Genomic DNA, 19,599 nt, shown 5'->3' with positions numbered 1-19,599 from the left:
GTCTCTTGAAGACTAAGGTCAGCCGAAGACCTTGGTCAGCGCCCTATCGACCGCACCCGTGATGGCATCGATATCGGCTGCCGTGGCAATCAAGGCGGGGCTGAAGCAAAGCGTATTGTTCTTTCCCGGCACCGATCGGTTCGTCGCCCCGATGATGACGCCATCCGCCATGCAGGCCGCGATCACGGCCTGAACCTGCTTTTCCTCGACGGGCGTCTTGGCCTGCCGGTCGCTGACCAGCTCGGCGCCGCAGAACAGGCCCATGCCGCGGACATCGCCGATGACGGCATGGCGTTCCTGCAAAGCCCGCAGATTGGCCATCAGCCGTTCGCCCATGCGGATTGTGTTCTCCAGGAGATTTTCGTCCTCGATGATCCGCATGTTTTCGAGCGCTGCGGCCGGGCCGGCGACGCAGCCGCCGAAGGTCGAGATATCGCGGAAATAGGACATCGAATCGCTTGGATCGTCCTTGAACAGATTGAAGATCTTCTCATTGGTGACGGTGCAGGAAATGGCGGCATAGCCGGAGGCAAGCCCCTTGGCCATCGTCACGAAATCAGGCTCGACGCCGAAATTCTGGTATCCGAACCACTTGCCCGTGCGACCGACGCCGCACACCACTTCGTCGATATGCAGGAGGATATCGTAGCGCCGGCAGATGGCCTGTACCTTCTCCCAGTAGCCGGGCGGCGGCACGATAACCCCGCCGCCGGCGGTGATCGGCTCGAGGCACAGCGCGCCGATGGTTTCCGGTCCTTCCCGTAGGATGACCGCCTCGATAGCCTCGGCGGCACGTTCGCCGTAATTGGCGATCTCGCCATACTGGCTCCGATATTCCAGGCAGTGCGGCACTTCGACGAAGCCAGGTGGCAGCGGGCCATACTGTTCGCGACGCTCCTGCTGCCCGGCGGCGGCAAGCGTTCCGAGCGTCGTGCCATGGTAATCGCGATCGCGGTAGAGGATCTTGTACTTGCGCCCGCCGTGATGACGGTGCGAGATCTGGCGCACCATCTTGAAGACCTTCTCGTTGGCTTCCGATCCGGAATTCGAATAGTAGACGCGGCTCATGCCGGGCATTTTCTCGATGAGCTTCTGCGCAAAGAGCGCACCGGGGATGGAGCCGGCGGAATTGGCGAAATAGTTGAGCTTGACGAGCTGGTCGCGGACGGCATCGGCTATGCTGGTGCGACCGAAGCCAACATTGACGGTCCACACGCCGCCCGAAAGGCCATCCAAATATTCCCGGCCTGTCGCGTCCCAGACCCGCATGCCGCGGCCCTCGACGAAGATGCGCGGATCGACGGTTTCGAAAGACTTATGCTGTGTCAGGTGATGCCAGACATGGGCGCGATCGGCTTCAATCACATCCTGGATATCGTTGGGTTGGATAGCCGAGTTCATGGGTGCCTCCTTTGACCGGTATGCTTCCGCATAGCACGGGCGGCACGGCTTGTGGTCGGCGAACGGCGTCTGGTCCTATGGATTGTCCGTTCTGGACCCGCCGCGCTATAAGGCGGTCATTGCCGCAACGCGTGCGGACCCGGCGAAATGCCGCGCCGGCGCGGTCGGGCGACAGGCGAAGGCCTTGACAACGGGAGCAAGGCGCAGAAGGCCGGCCTCGATGCGGTGCGTGGCGATGGAGCCGAAGCCGAGGCGAAAATGGCGATGGCCCTCTGCCGGGTCGGCGAAGAATATCTCGCCGGCTTCGACAAGGACACCGGCCTCACGCGCTGCCTCGGCCATTCGCCGGCAATCGAAGCCGGGCGGGCCCTCGATCCAGAAGCTCGTGGCGCCTTCGCCGCGCAGCACCTTGCAGGAGGGGATGAGATCGGGGAGAAGACTGGCGATCAGCCGCGCTCTCTCCAGCATGACCGTGCCGGTGCGGCTCAGATGCTGACGGTAGTGCCCGAGTGCGATGAAATTTGCCAGCGCCCGCTGGTTGTTGGTCGGCGGGTGGCGTAGCATCAACCGGCGCAGGACGCGCAACTCGTCGATGACTGGTGGCGGCGCGACGATGTAGCCAACCCTCAATCCAGGTGCCAGGACTTTCGAGAAGCTACCGACATAGATGACGCGCCCTTGCGTATCGAGGCTTTTCAGCGAAGGTATGTCACCGTCGCTCTCAACCGAGAGGTCGGCCTCGTAGTCATCTTCGACGATCAGCACGTCGCTGCGCCGGGCTGTTTCCAACAGCAGACGACGACGGTCTACAGGCATGACCGCCGTTGTCGGGCATTGATGGCTGACAGTCAGGAAGGCGACATCACGGCTTTCAAAACGTTCATCGGGGACGACGCCATGCTTGTCGAGCGTGAGGCCGAGAATGTCCGACGTTGCGAGACGCATCATGTTGCGAACGTCGGGATAGCCAGGGTCCTCGACGCCGGCAGCCGTCTTCGGTCCGACGAGCAGCTGGACAAGCATCGACAGCGCCTGCTGCGATCCAATTGTGACGATGATCTCGCCTGAGCCTGCGAAAATACCCCGGCGCGGCAGGACCTGCGCTCGCAGCTGTTCCACCAGATCCGGATCGTCGTCATCGATCATGTCGCCAGCCCAGCCCTGAATCTCCTTCACGCTGGATGCGGCCCTTACGGCCTCGCGCCAGTTGTTGGTTGGAAACAGTGCGGGATCATATTGCCCGAAGAGGAAAGGATAGGGATAATCGAGCCAATCCCGCGGCTTGGAGATATGGGCCATTGCGGATGGCTTGATGGCAAAGCGCGACTGCCAGTCGCCAAGCGCATCTGTGTGCTCCTTTCCTGTGGCATGCCCCACGCCGCAGGCCGCCACGAAGATGCCGCTCCGCTCTTTGGCTACCAGAAACCCTTCGTCGATGAGCAATTGATAGGCAGCCGTGACTGTATTGCGTGCAATACCGAGGAGGCCGGCAAGCTGCCTGGTCGAGGGCAGGCGGGTGTTTCTGTTGAGCACGCCCGTCTCGATCGCATGCACGATCATCCTGCGAATCTGAAGGTTTAGAGCCTGTCCATCCTTGTCCAGGGCACCAAACAGCCGCCGCCATGTGACATCGGTCAGCGAGTTCGGGCTGGTGGGCTTGGAGGCTTTCATGCCGTCACAGATGCAACGATCGGGCCAGTTGGCTCCCGTCGTCTTTAGCCTCAAGCCGGCGGCGGCCACTCGGCGGCATTTCACGCCCACAAAAGAGACAATCGGACATCAGCCACGTCTCGATCCCTTGTGGCGAAGTAGGCTTCGGGTGATACAGGCGTCTTATGACGTTGATTAGGGAGACAAAAGCAATCCTATATTGGGCCTCAAGTTCCATGGATTAGCCTTACGCTTCAATCCGTTGGTCGCTGGTTCAGCTTCTACCAAGACCTTAGGGAGAACCGCCAAAAAGACTTACCGCACTGTCGTCGTGGGGCGTTGAAGTGTGCTCGCTGACGTTGAGTGTTGTGGACCGCTCCGGGTTTGCCGGAGGCCATTTCGTTTAAGTTATGCGGCCATGGCTGGTTCGTCCAGCATGGCGTAGTACCGCTCTTCGGCTTCGGCTGGCGGTATGTTTCCGATGGGCTCCAGGAGGCGTCGGTGGTTGAACCAATCGACCATTCCAAAGTGGCGAATTCGACCGCTTCGAAGTTTTTCCATGGCCCGCGCCACAACGCTGTTTATGGTGCCTACCTTTGGATTGACTCATTGGTCCCCTGTTCGCGTCAACAGGTAGCTACGACGGTCTTGGCCTGAACGTCTGTCACAGCTCTTTCAGCAGCCCAGGCCAGTTCTCGTTGTCGATTATGGAGCGCGCTCGCAGATGCTTCCATAGGCCGTATTTGCTGAAGTCGAAGTCCAGTGCGGAGATCTTGTTTTGCAGGACTGACCAAAGGGTCCATTTAATATCCGCCAAAGCCCTGTAAATCGTCACACGGTTCATCAGTTGCACATCGAACGAGCCGAAATAGTCTTCGATCATGGCAGCGTCCATGGAGCGATCGAAAAACATCTCCGTACTCCAGGCGCCTAGATCGTAGCAACGATCGTTGTTGGAGGAATATTCGTAGTCGATCAGGACCAGATGGTCATCCTGACTGAGGAGGAAATTTCCCGGCATGGGATCGTTAAAACACGGAACGAGATCAAGACCGGAAGCCTCCAGCGACTGGCGAGCCTGGCGATAGGCGGCAATCAGCCCGGTCGTTGCTGCCGGCATCGATGCAGAGACGGCAGCGATCTGCGCGAGATGCTCCTCGATCATGTCGAAGACCGTCTTGGTTTGAGACAGCGGTTTGGAGGCATGCAGCTTGCGATAGGCGTCGATCACGACACTTCGTACGTTTCCACGCAGAAAATCCCGGTTTGAAGCGGTGCGGTAGCCTTCAACGAACTCAACGATTTCGACGCCTTCGGGTGCTTCCAGTCGATGAACCCGCGGTCCAATCCCCGCAGCCTCGGCGTTCAGGCTGGCCTCGAGAGCCACCGCCCGATTGATAAACATTTCCGTTCCCCGGCCGGGAATCTTGACGAAAAAGCTCGTCGCTTCGCCCGTTATCCAAACGCGCCAGTTGGAATTGCTGATCCCGCCACCCACCGATGCGAACCGGCCGATGCGGCCTTGCCAGGCGGGAATCCGGCCAAGGACGCTCTCGATGGTCAGGGGTTCTTCACTGATCTGGCTGTGCTTACACATGGCGGACCAACTCCTGCTGGTTCATCCCAGCGGCGGCCATCTGGCAGCGTAGCCATCGCCATTGTCCGTATTTCAGAAACTCCAGATGCCGGCGTGGCGAGGATGCGTCCATGAACAGCCCCCAGAGAGCCCATTTCAAGTCATCGGCAAAGGCATAGGCGGCAATCCGGGCGCGCGATGACCTGCTGACCTGCCCTTCGACAGCCTCGAGCACTTGCAGCTGACGGGTTTCGTCCAGGGGGAAAAGCTCGTTCAGCACCACGGCGAGATCAAACAACGGATCAACGTTGCCTGCCTCGTCGAAATCGATCAGTTGCAGTGCCCCGTCCTGTCGCAACATCACATTGGAGGATACCCCGTCAGCGTGGCCGGGCACGTGGTCGATGCCGGAGGCGGCCACCGCCTGTTCCAATTGAGAGGCAAAAACGAGCATTTGTTCGGCCTCCTGCGGCCAGTGGGCAGCAATGGGCCGCGCCTTGACTGCCAGATCTCGAATGTCCGCGAAGACATTGCGATCGATGGGGAAGGGGGCAAGCGTGTGAAGGGCGCGTTTGGCGCATAGCAACCTGTCGAGGCTGTCTTCTGTGCTGAGTTGATGCAGTCGCGCGGGCATCCAGCCGTCACCAATATGATCCATGACGAAGCCGCGACCGCCGCTCAGCAACAGCCGGGGAGCCGGTGTGATGCCAAGGCTCGATGCCGCTTGCGTCATGGCGAAGACCGCATGGCCATCGGTACGCTGAGGAAGATCGTCATGCCAGACCTTGAGCACAAAGCGCTGCTCTTCATCGGCCGGGCGCAGCACGCGCGTCTCGGCATCGACGGCATGATGCAGAGGCGATGCAGTGGCCGCAAAGGGCGGAGAGGCAACCGAAGGTTTCCCGAGCCACGCGGCAACCTCGGAGTAATCAGCAGAACTGTCAGAACATGCGATCATCATGCAGGACCTCGTGTTTTATGGCCCATGGAACCCGGCGTTTCGCCACCGCAGAGGCGGAAGGCCGCTTCCAGCAAGACGCTGGTTCCGGCATCGATATCCATATCTCCGGTTGCCTCGGCTTCGTTATGGGCAATACCGCCGATGCTGGGGACGAAAACCAATGCGGTCTGGCAAAGCCCAATCAGGCTCAGGGCATCATGTCCCGCGACGGTATCAATGGACATGGTCTGCTTGCCAAGTGCCGCACTACAGCCAGCCAGAAAGTCGACCATGGTTTCCGGCATGGCGCGGGCCAGTCTTATCGACCGCGACGGGCGGTGCAGGACAACGCCTGTGCTCTTTGCCAATTCCTCCAATTGCAACTGGATGGTGGCTTCCGCCTCCATTAGAATGTCATCGTCTGGCGAGCGTATTTCGGCCGTGAACTCAACGCGATCCGGCACGACATTGGAGGAGTTGGGCGAGACGACAAGCCGCCCGACAGACGTGTGAATGACCGCTTTTGTATTATCAGCCAAGCGCCGGACAGCATCGATGGCGCGGGATGCGGCGAGCAAGGCGTCGCGTCTTTCTGCCATTGGCGTCGGGCCCGTATGGGCCTGCTCGCCTTCACAAACGAGATCCAGTTTGACAGCGCCCCAGTTGCGCGTCACAAGTCCGATCTGGTGACCGGCAGCCTCCAGCCGAGCACCTTGCTCCGCGTGGAGTTCAACGTAAAATTCGGGCATTGGGGGAGCTTTATCTTTGCCGCGATAGCCGATGGCGACAAGCGCGTCCTCCAGCGTCTCGCCAGCATCATCCCGACAGGCCAGCGCAAACGCTTCCGTATAGTGTCCAGCAAACACGCCGCTGCCCAACAGGCTGGGACGAAAGCGTGCGCCTTCCTCATTGGTCCAGTTGACGACACAAAAATTCCGTTGAAACCGATGGCCGGCATGCTTTGCTGCCAGCAGCAATCGCCCGATTTCAAGCGCTGCCATCACGCCCATTGTGCCGTCAATCCGACCGCCGCGCGGCTGGCTGTCGAGATGGGAGCCAATCATGATGGGCGGCGCAACAGAAAGCCGATCGTCCAGGAGCCGGAACAGGCCGAACTGATTGCCGACGGCGTCAACCGATATTTCGGCCCCCGCTCCTTGCAAAAGTTCGCCCAGCCGGTCGCGTGCTCTCCCATCGGCAAGCGAGGCGCACAGCCGCGAGACACCGCCTCCGGGTAAAGCACCAAATTGTGCAAACTCCCGAACCAGATCGGCAACGCGACCCGGGGATACGGTGAAACCCTCAGGGGTGCAGGATGTCCACTTCATGCAGGGCGAACTCCTGCTGAAAGTGCTGCGGTGGCGGCCTGTCGCACACCACAGTCAGGGGCTCTTCCAAACCGAAAGTCTTGAGATAGGCTTGCCGGTCGAATTTGCCGAAATCCGCCAGCATCACCCGCCGCCGGGCGCGGCCGCGCATCGCCTGCCGAAGGGTCGATTCGTGCTCTTCGTAATCCATCCAGCCCAGAGAAATATCGCAGCCGCCAATGCCCATGAACGCCATGTCGTAGAAGTAGCGACCGACATAGGCGATGGTCTCGTAACCCACCAAAGCGTTGTCCTTGGTGCGAAGCGCGCCCGGCGTGAGGTTGATCCTCGCAAGGCTCTGCCCCAGCAGAAGGGCAATATCGATCGAATTGGTGGTGACGGTGATGTTTTTGCCGACCAACCGCCGGGCAAAGGCCAATGTCGTCGTGCCCGTATCGAGAAAGATAGACATCCCCTCGCTCAGCAACGTTTCGGCCAGTTCGCCGACACGCGCCTTGCTGCGCATGTTGTGCTTGCCACGCTCGATCAGGGGTTGCTCCTGATCCAGCCGTGGTGGAACTGCTCCCCCATGCACCCGACGCAGCAAACTGCGCCGTTCCAACTCTGCCAGGTCGCGCCGGATCGTCTCTTCCGAAACGCTCAATGTCGTGGCAAGTTTTGCGACGGCAACCCTGCCTTCGCTCCGCAAGGAGTGCAGAATTTCCCCAAGACGATGCTCTCCCATTTCTGTTCCTTGCCTCCCATCCAAAAAGGCGAGTATCGCCTCCGGCTCCAGGAAACACTATAGATTGCAGCGAAATCATTAGTGGTTGTCCCCGACGGAAATCAGATCAGGTGTTTTGCGATGGCGGGTGGCTTGCTCGTAGTCGGCGGCGAGAGACAAGAGCCTTGCCTCGGACCACAGAGGCCCAACGAAGACCAGATTGAAGGGCGAGCCGCCCTCATCATAACCGGCCGGAATGGTCAGGGCAGGGAGACCTGCAATGTTGATCTCGCACACGACAGTCTCGTGGATGCTTTCCTCTCCCAGACGCGGGGGTAATGGATCACGCATTTGCGGGAAGACCAGGGCATCAAGCGCATGCTTGGCCATGACCGCATCGAAAATCGCCAGGTACTGCTCGCGGACCGTCAGAAAAGCCTCCATGGACGGCGGCGTTTCCGGATCCGCAAGGCAGTCCAGCAGATCTGGCATATTGCTCATGAAAGCCAGCACCCCATCCGGGGCAAATGGGTCTTCGGCGCTCACGGCTGCGGAAAAGTCCTCAAACGTCGCAAAGGGATTGCCAGAGCCGAGCCGTCGTAGATACAGCATCATGTCATAGGGAACGCATTCCATGCCGCGTGCATCGTAATGGTCAAGCTCTGGGACCGGTTTGCCAAGTTCAGCAAAGCCGCTGCCTGCAAAGGGATCCGGCACGCACGTCGCGCCAAGGCCTTCAATTTCACCTTGCGCGTCAGCATAGAGGGCTTTTATCTCTTCGGACAGTGGACGATTTCGCCAGCCCGGACCGTAAAGTCCCAGTCGAGCGCCTTTTAGAGCCTGAGGGACGATCGAGGCTGCATAGCCACCCGGCGCACGCTTGCCGATGCCGGCAACGGTCTTGGGGTCCTCGACGCAATAGCCCGCAATGGCATCGAGAACCAATGCAGCATCTCTGACGCACCGGGCGATCGGGCCAACCACGTCGCGTGTGCTTCCTGCCAGCGGCATCACGCCGGCGTTGGGCACCAGGGCAAAGGTCGGCTTAAGGCCGACAAGACCTTGCGCAGAGGCCGGGTTCTGGATGGAGCCGCCGGTTTCTTCTGCCAGGCCCAATATGGCCATGCTGGTGCCGACAGCGGTTGCCGTGCCGGCGCTGCTGCCGCCAGGCATCCGATCCGGCGCCGCGGAATTCAGTGTCGGGCCGGCCCAGCTGTCGTTGGCATGGCTGCCGGTAGCGCTGAGCACCGGCACATTGGTTTTGCCCAGAATGATGCACCCCGCGGCCCGCATCCTGGCAACCACCGGAGAATCCCGGTCTGGCATCAAATCCGTACCGCCGGTGCCACTGTACAGGAGGCGCCAGCCGCCGGTGGTGGGAAAGCCCGCCATATCCATGGTGTCCTTGACCACAATCGGAATCCCCGCCAGTGGCCCCATAACGTCGCCAGCAGCACGACGCCGGTCAATTTCGCGAGCGTCGTCCAACGCCTGGGAGTTCGGAAAGATGATGGCATTATAAGCCGGGTTATAGGTCTCGATGCGTTGCAGGAAGGCGCCGGTCAGCTCTTCTGCAGTAAATGCGCCACTGGCGAGGCCGGCTGCCGCCTGTTCAACGGTCATCTCAATCAGATCAATGGCGGTTGTGCTTACATGCTCATTCACGAGAGTTCTCCTCTTGGGCAATAGGGGTCAGGCGAGCTCGGCAAAAGCTTCCAAACGCTCAATGTCGTGCATGGCCTCCTGCGGCACCGCACGGGTGATTTCGCCGCGCTGCAGGATCAGCACCCGCTCGCTGACGGCTGCGATGAAACCGAGATTTTGCTCGACAAGCAGGATGGCAAGGCCACGGCTGAGCGCGGCGACCTTGAGCGTATCGGCAATTTCCTCGATGATCGAAGGCTGGATGCCCTCCGTCGGCTCATCCAGCAGGACGAGGCGGGGATCGCCGCACAGGCAACGCGCCAGGGCGAGCAACTGCTGCTCCCCGCCGGACAATGCGCCGCCGCGGCGATCGAGGTACGCTTTGAGCCGTGGAAACAGCTCCAGAATGTCGGCCAAAACATCGCTCTCGGGTCGCTTGGACAGGCGGCAGCCAACCCGCAAATTATCGAGTACTGTCAATGCTGAGAAAATCTCGCGGCCTTGTGGCACATAGCCGATACCGGCCCTGGCAATTGCCGTTGGGCTCGAGCCGGTGACGGACCTGCCGTCGAGTGACACATTTCCACCGGTGGTTGGCAGGTGGCCGGAAATAGTCCGCAGCAGTGTGGATTTCCCCATGCCGTTATGGCCGAGAATGCCAACCCTTTCGCCTGGAAAAACGCTGAGGCTCAAGCCTTGCAAGATCGGAATGCGCCCATAGCCGGAGCGAAGATCCTTGACGTCGAGCAGGGGGGACGTGTTGCTTGCGTTCATGCCGCCGTCCTCCCCAGATAAACGTCGCGTACCCGCTGATCGGACAAAACGGCATCGACATTGCCTTCCACCAGGACGGCGCCTTGCGCAAATACCGTGACTGTCTTGGCAATCATGCGGATAAAGGCCATGTCATGCTCGACGACGATGACGGCCTGTGTCTTGTTAATTTCCTTGATCAATTCTGCGGTGCGGCGGACTTCCTCGTTGTTCATGCCGGCGGCGGGTTCATCCAGCAAAATCAGGTCTGGTTCTTGCGATAGCACCGTCGCTATTTCGACCCATTGCCGTTGCCCGTGCGCCAGTTGGCCAACGAGCCGGCTGGCAATGCCTGTCAGGCGAACACGCTGCAGAACTTCCTCGACAATTCTGCGGGCGGTGGGGCCGGTGCGTTTGCGCTGGGCCGCAACCAGTACATTTTCAAACACAGTAAGACCATCGAACACGTTCGGGACTTGCGTTTTGATGCCGACGCCAAGGCGGGCGATCTCATGGGGCTCGGCGCGTGTCGTATCCGTCCCCCGAAAGGTCACGCGACCCTCGGTGGGGTGGAGTTGACCCGTGAGTATTTTGAAAAATGTGCTTTTTCCTGCCCCGTTCGGGCCAATCAGGCACCGCAATTCGGATTCGGCGAGGGTGAAATTGACGTCGCGAACCGCGGTCACGCCACCAAATCTCATGGTGATACTCTTCGCGTCAATCAGAGGAACAAGGGTCATGGCTTTACCTCCTGTGTTTCGTGACCCAACCGCTGCGGAGCCAGTTGTTTCGGCTTCAGTTTCGACACGAGAGCCGAGATCGACGGCAGGAGACCCTGCGGCACCAGAATAACGAAGACGACAAGGATGATGCCGATGCCGAGGCTGGGGTCGATGATGGACTGCGTGCCGGACAGATTGATCAGCGCCTGAATGATTACCGCGCCCGCAATGGCCCCGACCAACGTGCCGATGCCGCCGACCAGCACCGACACGATGGCTTGCGCCGACATGGACAATGCAAAGACGGAGGGGTTCACGAAACCGCCCCATGCCGCATAGATACAGCCTCCAAGCCCGGCTATGCCGCCGCTGATGGAAAAGGCAACCAGCTTGTAAAATCGCACATCGTAGCCAACCAGCATGGCGCGCGTCTCATTTTCGCGAATGGCCACGACGACGCGGCCGAACCATGTCGAAAGCAGGCCGCGCAGCAGGATGTAGATCAGCAACAGGGCGCCCATGGCCACATACCAGGTACCCTTTTCGTCCAGCCATTGATCCGGCTGGCCCGGTAGGTTGAAGGGGGCGAGGCCTGGCATGCCGTTGAAGCCGCCCAGTTGCGCGGATCCTATGCGATACTGGTCGCCGGACGTGCTGTTGGAGAGTTCGTAGAGGATGGTCGTGACGGTCAGCGTAATCACCCCGACATAGGCATCGCTGATCCTGCCGTAGAACATGAAATAGCCAAGCAGGGCTGCCACAGCCGCCGGAATGACCATCGATAGTGCAATGGCCCCCGTTGAATCGCCGAAATTGATGACGCCGACGGCGTAGGTATATCCACCGATGCCAAAAAAGGCGGCCTGACCGAATGACAGGATGCCGGCATAGCCCCAGAGGAAAGCCTGGCTGAGCGCCAGAATGGCGACGGCGACGAACAGAGTGGCCTGAAGCAGGCTGAAACTGTCGAGAAACATCGGCATGATCAGCAGCGCCGCGAGGCCGAGCGCTGTGACAACAAGAAAGCTGATGAGGCGTGGAGAAATGGGCAACGTCATAGGCTGCTCCTGAAAAATCGACCGGTAATGCCGTTTGGCAGATTGCGGATCAGCACAATGGCGGCGACCAATAGCGCCACTTCGCCGAGAACCGGCGTGGAGAGGAATGAAACGATTTCGTTGATCAGTCCAAAGAGGCCAGAAGCAAGGCCGGTCCCCATGATGACCGCCGGACCGCCGCCCAGCACAGTGATAAAGGCCCGCGCGACATAAGCCGCTCCCATGGAGGGCGAAACGCCGGAGATGGGAGAGAGAAGCCCGCCGGCAAAGCCGGCAAGGCCCGCTCCCAGCGCAAACGTGGACATGAAAACGGTCGGCGGATGAATGCCGAGTGATGCTGCCATGCGCGGGTTCTGCATGGTTGCCCGCAGGATCAGCCCAAAATCGGTTCGCCGCATCAGGAGATACAGGCCACCGAGGGCGATGACGCTGGCGGCGACAAGCACCAGGCTGTAACCGCTGGCCCCATAGCCACCAATGTTGAAACCTCCGACCGGGGTCGGCACGGAATGGATGACATTGCCGAAGATGCTGGTAATCAGACCCACGAGTCCAAGGCTGATGCCCCATGTCGCCAGCATGGTGTCGATCATTCGGCCATAGAGAAAGCGAATGACGCAGCGCTCCAGAATAAGCCCTATCAGGGCCACGACAATGGGCGGCAGGATGAGTAGCGCGATCCAGATGTTGACGCCATGCTCGACCGCCGTGGCGGCCGTATACGCACCCAGCATCATGAACTCGCCATGAGCCAGATTGATAATCCGCATCATGCCGTAAATCACCGCGAGCCCAATAGTAATCAGTACCAGCGTGGCGATGCCCGTAACGATATTGAAGGCGATTAGCCCCGAAATTTCCATGCGTCGGTCCTCAGGCAATTGAACGTGGTAACGCCCGGCGGACTGGGAGAAGCCCGCCGGGCAGTCCGTTAAAACTGAGGTGTGAACTGGGTCTTGGTGTTCGGATTGGCGACGAGATCGCAACGCCCACCCGTATCTGCCGGATATTGATCCGCGAACGTGGCAAGAATTTCCCACTTGCGGTTTTTCGGCTCCGCCAGATAGGTTGGTCTGATCGTGGCATGGGTTTTGGCATCCATTGTCACCTTGCCTCCAGGCGCATCGATGGAAATGCCGCTTTCCAGGGCGGAAATGACCTTTGCAGCCTCAACCGAACCTGCTTTTTCCACTGCCTTTGCCCAAAGCATGACACCATCGTAGGTAGCGGTTGCGAGCTCGGAAATGTCCTTCGCGTCCTCCCCGATGAATTTCTGAAGCCCGGAAACAAATCCCTTCGCAGCCGGGGTGTCGAGATCAGGGTAGAAGCCGTAGCATGTGACGATGCCGTCAGTGGTGGAGACATCCATTGCCTGCAATTCATCGCCGAGACCGAAAACAGTCGAGCCAACGGGGATCTTCGCCTTCATCCCGGTCGCGTCCCATTGACGATAAAAACCAAGGTGATTGGCGCCGACCAAAGCCGAGAGCACGAACTCCGGGGCTGCCTGCTGGATGCGACTGATGGTCGAGGAGAAGTTGGTCACGTCGAGAGGGAGAAAGTCAACGCCCGCAACCGTCCCGCCATTGGCCGTGACGAATTTCTTCATCCAGTCGGCAGTGATGTGGCCGTAATTGTAGTCGGCCGCGACAATGTAGGTCTTCTTGCCCCAGTTCTTAGTGGCGTAGTCCACGAGATGGTTGACTGTCTGTGCCGGGGTGGTGCCGGTGCAGAACACATTGTGGTCGCAGACACCGCCCTCATACTGGGTGTTATAGAAGTAGAGCGTCTTGGTGCGGTCGAAAATAGGACGGATAGCCTCGCGGGACGAGGAGGTGATGCCGCCTTGGATAACATCCACCTTGTCACGCATGGCAAGCTGCTGTGCATATTGCGTGTAGAGCTTGATGTCGCTTTGGGTGTCGAAGGCTTTCAGTTCGATTTTGCGACCAAGCAGTCCGCCCTTTTCGTTCAGCTGGCTGACGGCGTACTCGGTTGCCTTGATCATTCGACGACCCTCGAGGCCCAGCGGCCCGGTGGCGTCCAGGAGGCTACCCATCTTGATGGGTGCCTCCGCAGAAAAGCCTTGGCGCACAAATGCCGGAGCGGCCAACAGGCCCACACTCAGACCGCCAAGTTTCAAAGCCTTACGTCTCGTTATCAGAAAATCAGCCTTAGTCATTGCTTTCCCCGATCATTTGCGTGCCTGTATTGACTGAATCAGTCTTGCAATTTTAGGAAAGCACAGATCATGCCAAATAAAATTCGTCAATAAAATCAACAATATAAAAAATATTGTGATGATTGCTAATTTTGAATGCATAATTGCTAAGCGCAAAAACAACAAAATAGGCAACTTGGTCATTGCGAAATATTTCGCTGTTGGTGCTTCTTGTGCGTGCCGGAAAGAGGAGAGCATCACCAAGCGAGACAATGGGTTCGGAAGAGTTTGCGATCAACCGCATGACGGCCCGGCGTGCCCTGGCAGAGCTGGAGAAGGACGGGCTTCTTCGCATCCTTCATGGCAACGGCACCTTCGTTGCCGATGCGCCGATACCGTATGCCATTGGAACTAGGGTAAGGTTTCCTACGGTTTCGCCTCACTAGCCAAGCCACATCAAGCCAGTTAACGGACACGGCATTGCCAATCGCCTTCGGTCGTTTCCTACGCGGACTCTTGCCGTTGAAATATCAAAAGACTGATTTTCGACCCCCGGTTGGTTCAAAATCTGAGGGAGGGCAGGCATAAGAGCTTCGCAAATCCACGGATTGAAGGTTGGGGCATTTTCAGCAAAGAATTGGGAATATCTACTCTGAGGCTCAGATTATCGCCGGATTGTTATTATGCGCGGACGGTCTTAACGCAGTGAAATGCTGCGATATAGGCATAAGTTCCAGCCAGGACATGAGGAGTTCCGTCGTGGGTGATCAAAATATCGAGATTCAACTTAGTGCCTATCGGCAGTCAATTGATAATATTGATGCGGCGCTTGTGCACATGCTGGCCGAACGCTTCAGCACAACGAAAGCTGTGGGCGTGCTGAAGGCCCGTTATGACCTGCCACCTGCCGATCCTGCGCGCGAAGAATTCCAAATCGATCGTCTGCGGAAGCTTGCCAAATATGCCAATCTGGATCCCGATTTTGCAGAGAGATTTTTGAACTTCATCATCGAAGAAGTTATCCGCCACCACGAAAGGATTGCTGCAGATCTAAAAGGGGAAATTTTCACAGCATTAAAAAGACCGGCATAAGCCACTAAGTCTCGCAAAGAGGATCGGATCTAGCGGGCACCCAAATGGGCTCACTCAATCGTCCAACTCGTTACAAGATCTAGTCTAGAGAATTGAGGAAAGCGGATGCCATCTACCGACCGAACCATCCTTGAACCCCAACACTACAACGCGTTGTTCCGTCCGCTGGTCGACAGTTACCGGCGCCTTGTCGGCAAGCCGCTGGTGCCGGATGACGCCGATGCGCATTGGCTCTATCATCACGCCCCATTCGCTGTGGTCGCTCACAACACAGATCCCGACCCGATCTTCATCTACGCTAATATGTCAGCCCAACGCTGTTTTGAATATGATTGGGAAGAATTCACGTCTTTACCATCCCGCCTTTCCGCCGAACTTCCCAATCGTGCCGACAGACAACTGCTTTTGGAGAAAGTGACACGCGACGGGTATGCAACCGGGTACAGGGGTGCTCGCATCGCAAGGTCTGGCCGCCGGTTCTGGATCGAGGATGGTTGCGTGTGGCAGTTGACGGGGCAAGATGGTCAAAGCTACGGGCAAGCCGCAACATTTCGGCTCATTGATTAGGGATTCCACAGCCTATTCATGTTGAAAAAGCAGGAGTTTACTCTGCTATGACTGGCCCAATGTTGAGTATCTCGCTGTCAAATACTGGCTGCTTTGAATGCGATAGCGAAACTGCAGGTCATGAAAAACGAAGAAAATACCCAGTTCCCGGCAATGATTCCTGCAGCGGGTCCTCTACACAAGCTATGCGCCACCTATCATGCAGGGGGTTGGAGATAGGGTTCCCCTCTTGGCCGAAGCGAGGTGCGTGATAGGGCTGGACTGGCGACTGGGTCATCGAACAATTCTACGCCTTTCGGATCAAGTTTCTATCCGCTTTAGCGGTTTAACGGAGGAATCTACGATATGAGCCGAGCGCTGCTGCTGGATCTTGGAGGGTCCTCACTCAAGGCCGCAGTCTATGAACTCAGTGGCATACCCCTGGCGACCGCACGGATCTCCAACGCCTTTGTCGAGGATGAGCTCGACAAGGCGGAACAAGATCCGGAAGTCTGGTGGCAAGCGCTACAGTCCGCTGCCGACCGGTTGGACGAGCAAATGCCCGGCGGACTGGCCGGGGTCGAGTCAGTCGCCATTTGTGGCTTCACTCGCACTCAGGTCTTCCTGGATAGAAATGGCGAGCCGGTACGCCCGGCAATCGCCTTCCGAGACTCGCGAGCCCAAGGCACTGTTGAAGAAGTGCTATTACGCCCCAAAGTCAGAAACCATCCACTCGCTCGGCATCTAAATGCCTTCCATCCGCTGGCGCGCCTTCTATGGTTGAAGCATAACGAGCAGGCGGCCTGGCAAAATACTCAGACCGTAATCGAGCCCAAGGACTATCTCAATTTCAAGCTCACCGGCTCAATAGCCTCGGATCCTGTATCGCAGTACTGGCTTGTCAGCGCGATGGAGGGCGGCGTCGGCGCGCTTGCAGAACTTGCTGGCTTGGACAAAGCCGTGCTGCCTACGATCCGTAGGCCGCATGAGGTTGTCGGAACCGTTCTGGCGAACATGCCGGGATCGCTCAGCAAGATTGCGGGTGCAGCGGTATTTTGCGGGTCCAACGACACATGGACGGCGGCGGCCGGAATTGGCGCCCTCACGTCTTCAAGGGGATACTGCATTTCTGGCTCGTCGGAAGTGTTCGGCATCATGTCCGATAAGAAGGCCGAAGCGCCTGGTTTGGTCACGATCCCGTGGGGCGACGCCATCTGGCAACTCGGCGGCCCCGGACTGAACGGCGCGAACGTCCTGACCTGGATGGTCAATAGCCTTATCCCGGATGAGCGTCCGTTCGAAGAACGGTTGGCGATCCTGCTATCTCAGCAGACGGGCTTGCCGCTTCTTTTTCATCCCTACCTTCATGGCGAACGCACGCCGCTGTGGGACCGGGATATCCGTGCAAGCTTCATGGGACTTATGGCGGCGCACCAGCCAGGCGATCTGGTACGCGCTACCATGGAAGGCATCTGTTTCGTGAACCGCATGGTCCTCGAGCGAGCCGAGGTCGCTGCAGGGATGAAAGCGCAGGAGATTCGACTGGCCGGAGGTGGAGCCCGCAACGCTTACTGGAACCAGATCCGGGCGGACATCCTCAAAAGGCCCGTGGTGGTCTCCGACACCGAGGAGGTCGGACTGTTGGGCTGTCTTGCTGTCGCCCGGCTCGGGCTTTCACTGGCAAATGACATCGGGGCGGCGGCCGACGGGATATCAACATGCTTTCTGCGCTATGAGCCGCAACTGGCTGAAAGCTGCGTATACGACGACCTGTATGCTATTTTTAAGGACACAGTGGAAACCGTTGGGCACGTGTCCCATCGCCTGGCCGCCCTGTCGAGAAATGCGCGGCTGTAGGTAGGAACCCAAAGCAGAGAAAGGCATCGCAAACTTAGTAGATGTCAACGTCACTGGGCTCTATGGTGGGCTTCAGCAGCCGAGCGTTGCGATTCCTTCCGATAGCGCCGCCTCCGACGCAGATAACAGCAATCTGCGGCGTCTAGGCGCTCCTTCCGAGTGATGGCGTTGGCGTTAGTTTCATCGCGTCAGGCGTCCCAGCGCCGGAATAGCGCGCTGGCGTTCACCCCGCCGAAGCCGAAGCCATTGCTGATTGCGAATTCCATTGGGAGTGACCTTGCTGTGTTGGCGACGAAATCTATCCCACTGCTGGCTGGATCGGGAGAGTTAAGATTCAAGGTGGGCGGCGCGACCTGATCGCGCAGCGCGAGGATGGTGAAGATCGCTTCGAGGCCGCCGGCTGCACCGAGAAGGTGGCCCGTCGCGGACTTGGTGCCGCTGACCGCCATCCCTGAATTCGACCCGAACACGGACTTGATCGCTTCCATTTCACCACGATCCCCAAGCTGGGTTGATGTCGCATGGGCATTGAGATGCTGGATCCGGGAAGGGGCGATACCCGCTTGTCTGATCGCGATCTGCATTGCTCTGGCAGCCCCGGATCCATCTTCCGGACCAGACGTGACATGGTGGGCATCAGCCGTGGTGCCATAGCCGACCAGTTCCGCCAGTGGTTTCGCCCCACGCGCCAGGGCATGACTGAGGGCCTCGATTACCAGGATGCCCGCACCTTCCCCCATCACGAAGCCGTCACGCAGCATGTCGAAAGGTCGCGATGCGGCAGCCGGGGTCTCGGCAAAGCCGGTTGACAGCGCCCGCGCCGCCGCGAACGCCCCAAGGCTGACGATGTTCATGCAGGCTTCCGTTCCACCGCACACGGCAATATCGACTTCGTTCGCCCGGATCATGCGAGCCGCGTCACCGATCGCCTGGACGCCCGCCGCGCAGGCCGTCACCGGCGCCCCGAGCGGACCCTTCAGCCCGTGGCGGATGGACACCTGACCGGCCGCGAGGTTGACCAGGAAGGACGGAATTGTGAACGGCGACAGGCGGCGAGGGCCCTTCTCATCGACGATACGAACCGCCTCGGTGATCGCCGGAAAGCCGCCAATCCCCGATGCGATGATTGTCGCCGTGCGCTGCCGATCGTCCTCTGAGACGGGCCTCCAACCGGCTTGTGTCAGGGCTTCGTCTGCTGCCGCGAGTGCAAACATGATGAAGCGATCCACCTTCCGCTGATCCTTGGGCGGTAGGACACTGTCGGGATCGAATCCTGCTTCGGCATCCTCTTCCAGGGACGGCACAACGCCTCCGACTTTTGCGGGGAGATCGCCAACGACATCGTCGGAGAGACGGCGAAGGCCCGACTGACCTGCCAGAAGGCGGCTCCACGAGCTCTGGACATTGGCGCCGAGCGGGCTGACCGCTCCCATTCCTGTTACGACGATACGACGCATGATGACTCCAAGAAAACGACCTTTGGGGAACGCGGATGCTGAACTGATGGAAACCTTGTTGTTTCGCAGTTACTCGGCCAGTTCCGAAGTTGCTAAGCGCTTTGCTTCAGTCGCGGCTGCATCGAGCAGGCGGTCGGCAAGCGTCTTGTCGGTCACGATCCGCGACAGTGTGACCGCGCCAACCATGAGGGCCAGCATGACCTCGGCCTTTTGCGTCCTGGTCTCCCTGCTGTCCGAAGCGGACAACAGTTCCTCCAGGATCTGTAGGTGAGCCTTGATCCCGTCCTCAAACGGCCTACGAACATCTTCACTTTGGCGGGCGGCATCGGAGCCGAGCGCGACCAGAGGGCAGCCATCGCCCGTTTCGCCGCGATGGCCTGCCGAGAGATAGAGCTCGATCACGCCTTGAATCGGGTCAGCACTCGACGCAGCGACCGAGGACCATCGACGGGTGGCGCTTTCCATCGCTCGCCGCGACGCCAGCGCTGCGAGATCATCCTTGGATTCGAACTGTTTGTAGAAGCCGCCTTGGGTGAGGCCTGCTCCTTTCATCAAATCCTTGAGGCCGATTCCGTCGAAGCCATGCTCGCGAAAGAGTCTGCTTGCGACGTTGATGACTGTCTCGCGATTGGCTTCGGCCTGGGCGCGGCTCACTCTCATGACTGCCTCCTTTAGATTTCATTTGACATCTATATGCGCTTTAGAGTTAGG

General features: G+C 58.9%; 18 protein-coding genes and 1 pseudogene. 4 read left to right on the top strand and 15 right to left on the bottom strand.

The window, feature by feature from the left end; all coding sequences use genetic code 11:
• Positions 1–18: 18 nt before the first annotated feature.
• From VH564_RS23570 to VH564_RS23510, 13 genes and pseudogenes are all read right to left on the bottom strand, one after another.
• Positions 19–1,401, bottom strand: coding sequence for an aspartate aminotransferase family protein (locus tag VH564_RS23570; RefSeq protein ID WP_423342284.1), 1,383 nt, complete (start codon positions 1,399–1,401; stop codon positions 19–21).
• Positions 1,402–1,506: 105 nt separating this feature from the next.
• Complete coding sequence (locus VH564_RS23565) at positions 1,507–3,072, bottom strand: PLP-dependent aminotransferase family protein (RefSeq protein ID WP_423342283.1); 1,566 nt, start codon at positions 3,070–3,072, stop codon at positions 1,507–1,509.
• A gap of 387 nt (positions 3,073–3,459) precedes the next feature.
• Positions 3,460–3,620, bottom strand: a pseudogene (locus VH564_RS23560) (IS3 family transposase); the annotation flags it as partial.
• Between the two features lie 95 nt (positions 3,621–3,715).
• Positions 3,716–4,648 carry a phosphotransferase gene (locus VH564_RS23555; protein WP_423342282.1) on the bottom strand — a complete coding sequence of 311 codons (933 nt, stop codon included), beginning with the start codon at positions 4,646–4,648 and terminating at the stop codon, positions 3,716–3,718.
• Positions 4,641–5,588: a phosphotransferase gene (locus VH564_RS23550; protein WP_423342281.1), complete on the bottom strand. Its 948-nt coding sequence runs from the start codon at positions 5,586–5,588 to the stop codon at positions 4,641–4,643. Before VH564_RS23550 ends, VH564_RS23555 begins: the two co-directional genes overlap by 8 nt.
• Entirely contained in the window at positions 5,585–6,895 is a 1,311-nt protein-coding gene (locus tag VH564_RS23545) for a M20 family metallo-hydrolase (protein ID WP_423342280.1), read from the bottom strand. The genes VH564_RS23550 and VH564_RS23545 overlap by 4 nt, the downstream gene beginning before the upstream one ends.
• Positions 6,870–7,619 carry a DeoR/GlpR family DNA-binding transcription regulator gene (locus VH564_RS23540; protein ID WP_423342279.1) on the bottom strand — a complete coding sequence of 250 codons (750 nt, stop codon included), beginning with the start codon at positions 7,617–7,619 and terminating at the stop codon, positions 6,870–6,872. The genes VH564_RS23545 and VH564_RS23540 overlap by 26 nt, the downstream gene beginning before the upstream one ends.
• A gap of 78 nt (positions 7,620–7,697) precedes the next feature.
• Positions 7,698–9,221: an amidase gene (locus VH564_RS23535; protein ID WP_423342322.1), complete on the bottom strand. Its 1,524-nt coding sequence runs from the start codon at positions 9,219–9,221 to the stop codon at positions 7,698–7,700.
• A 69-nt stretch (positions 9,222–9,290) separates the two neighbouring features.
• Positions 9,291–10,016, bottom strand: a complete 726-nt coding sequence (locus tag VH564_RS23530; RefSeq protein WP_423342278.1) for an ABC transporter ATP-binding protein — start codon at positions 10,014–10,016, stop codon at positions 9,291–9,293.
• Positions 10,013–10,735, bottom strand: a complete 723-nt coding sequence (locus tag VH564_RS23525; protein ID WP_423342277.1) for an ATP-binding cassette domain-containing protein — start codon at positions 10,733–10,735, stop codon at positions 10,013–10,015. The genes VH564_RS23530 and VH564_RS23525 overlap by 4 nt, the downstream gene beginning before the upstream one ends.
• Positions 10,732–11,775 (bottom strand): ABC transporter permease subunit, encoded by a 1,044-nt coding sequence (locus VH564_RS23520; RefSeq protein WP_423342276.1) that lies wholly within the window; start codon positions 11,773–11,775, stop codon positions 10,732–10,734. The genes VH564_RS23525 and VH564_RS23520 overlap by 4 nt, the downstream gene beginning before the upstream one ends.
• On the bottom strand, positions 11,772–12,638 hold the full coding sequence (locus tag VH564_RS23515; protein WP_423342321.1) for an ABC transporter permease subunit: 867 nt from the start codon (positions 12,636–12,638) through the stop codon (positions 11,772–11,774). The genes VH564_RS23520 and VH564_RS23515 overlap by 4 nt, the downstream gene beginning before the upstream one ends.
• 68 nt (positions 12,639–12,706) lie before the next feature.
• A complete protein-coding gene (locus VH564_RS23510) occupies positions 12,707–13,957 on the bottom strand; it encodes an ABC transporter substrate-binding protein (protein WP_423342275.1) in 1,251 nt (416 codons plus the stop codon).
• Positions 13,958–14,208: 251 nt separating this feature from the next.
• Here VH564_RS23510 and VH564_RS23505 point away from each other — a divergent pair, with 251 nt between their 5' ends.
• The 4 genes from VH564_RS23505 to VH564_RS23490 all read left to right on the top strand — a co-directional run bounded on the left by VH564_RS23505 (position 14,209) and on the right by VH564_RS23490 (position 17,431).
• Entirely contained in the window at positions 14,209–14,382 is a 174-nt protein-coding gene (locus VH564_RS23505) for a GntR family transcriptional regulator (RefSeq protein ID WP_423342274.1), read from the top strand.
• Between the two features lie 313 nt (positions 14,383–14,695).
• Positions 14,696–15,028 (top strand): chorismate mutase, encoded by a 333-nt coding sequence (locus VH564_RS23500; protein ID WP_423342273.1) that lies wholly within the window; start codon positions 14,696–14,698, stop codon positions 15,026–15,028.
• Between the two features lie 105 nt (positions 15,029–15,133).
• On the top strand, positions 15,134–15,595 hold the full coding sequence (locus VH564_RS23495; RefSeq protein ID WP_423342272.1) for an MEKHLA domain-containing protein: 462 nt from the start codon (positions 15,134–15,136) through the stop codon (positions 15,593–15,595).
• A gap of 345 nt (positions 15,596–15,940) precedes the next feature.
• Entirely contained in the window at positions 15,941–17,431 is a 1,491-nt protein-coding gene (locus VH564_RS23490) for a xylulokinase (RefSeq protein WP_423342271.1), read from the top strand.
• Positions 17,432–17,619: 188 nt separating this feature from the next.
• Here VH564_RS23490 and fabF read toward each other — a convergent pair whose 3' ends face one another.
• Positions 17,620–18,888, bottom strand: coding sequence for a beta-ketoacyl-ACP synthase II (gene fabF, locus VH564_RS23485; protein ID WP_423342270.1), 1,269 nt, complete (start codon positions 18,886–18,888; stop codon positions 17,620–17,622).
• A 69-nt stretch (positions 18,889–18,957) separates the two neighbouring features.
• The gene (locus VH564_RS23480; protein ID WP_423342269.1) at positions 18,958–19,548 is read right to left on the bottom strand and encodes a TetR family transcriptional regulator; all 591 of its coding nucleotides are present in this window, start codon (positions 19,546–19,548) and stop codon (positions 18,958–18,960) included.
• Positions 19,549–19,599: the final 51 nt, after the last annotated feature.

The organism is Rhizobium sp. HT1-10, assembly GCF_049472505.1.
Classification (GTDB): domain Bacteria; phylum Pseudomonadota; class Alphaproteobacteria; order Rhizobiales; family Rhizobiaceae; genus Rhizobium.
The sequence above is the reverse complement of the archived record's forward strand: the minus strand, read 5'-3'. Positions and strand labels throughout refer to the sequence as shown.

Excerpts from the sequence above, each read along its gene's own strand:
- VH564_RS23565 (WP_423342283.1), bottom strand. The coding sequence starts at position 3,072 with ATGAAAGCCTCCAAGCCCACCAGCCCGAACTCGCTGACCGATGTCACA.
- VH564_RS23545 (WP_423342280.1), bottom strand. The coding sequence starts at position 6,895 with ATGAAGTGGACATCCTGCACCCCTGAGGGTTTCACCGTATCCCCGGGT.
- VH564_RS23555 (WP_423342282.1), bottom strand. The coding sequence starts at position 4,648 with ATGTGTAAGCACAGCCAGATCAGTGAAGAACCCCTGACCATCGAGAGC.
- VH564_RS23510 (WP_423342275.1), bottom strand. The coding sequence starts at position 13,957 with ATGACTAAGGCTGATTTTCTGATAACGAGACGTAAGGCTTTGAAACTT.
- fabF (WP_423342270.1), bottom strand. The coding sequence starts at position 18,888 with ATGCGTCGTATCGTCGTAACAGGAATGGGAGCGGTCAGCCCGCTCGGC.
- VH564_RS23490 (WP_423342271.1), top strand. The coding sequence starts at position 15,941 with ATGAGCCGAGCGCTGCTGCTGGATCTTGGAGGGTCCTCACTCAAGGCC.
- VH564_RS23540 (WP_423342279.1), bottom strand. The coding sequence starts at position 7,619 with ATGGGAGAGCATCGTCTTGGGGAAATTCTGCACTCCTTGCGGAGCGAA.
- VH564_RS23525 (WP_423342277.1), bottom strand. The coding sequence starts at position 10,735 with ATGACCCTTGTTCCTCTGATTGACGCGAAGAGTATCACCATGAGATTT.
- VH564_RS23480 (WP_423342269.1), bottom strand. The coding sequence starts at position 19,548 with ATGAGAGTGAGCCGCGCCCAGGCCGAAGCCAATCGCGAGACAGTCATC.
- VH564_RS23495 (WP_423342272.1), top strand. The coding sequence starts at position 15,134 with ATGCCATCTACCGACCGAACCATCCTTGAACCCCAACACTACAACGCG.
- VH564_RS23505 (WP_423342274.1), top strand. The coding sequence starts at position 14,209 with ATGGGTTCGGAAGAGTTTGCGATCAACCGCATGACGGCCCGGCGTGCC.
- VH564_RS23520 (WP_423342276.1), bottom strand. The coding sequence starts at position 11,775 with ATGACGTTGCCCATTTCTCCACGCCTCATCAGCTTTCTTGTTGTCACA.
- VH564_RS23535 (WP_423342322.1), bottom strand. The coding sequence starts at position 9,221 with ATGACCGTTGAACAGGCGGCAGCCGGCCTCGCCAGTGGCGCATTTACT.
- VH564_RS23530 (WP_423342278.1), bottom strand. The coding sequence starts at position 10,016 with ATGAACGCAAGCAACACGTCCCCCCTGCTCGACGTCAAGGATCTTCGC.
- VH564_RS23550 (WP_423342281.1), bottom strand. The coding sequence starts at position 5,588 with ATGATGATCGCATGTTCTGACAGTTCTGCTGATTACTCCGAGGTTGCC.
- VH564_RS23570 (WP_423342284.1), bottom strand. The coding sequence starts at position 1,401 with ATGAACTCGGCTATCCAACCCAACGATATCCAGGATGTGATTGAAGCC.
- VH564_RS23515 (WP_423342321.1), bottom strand. The coding sequence starts at position 12,638 with ATGGAAATTTCGGGGCTAATCGCCTTCAATATCGTTACGGGCATCGCC.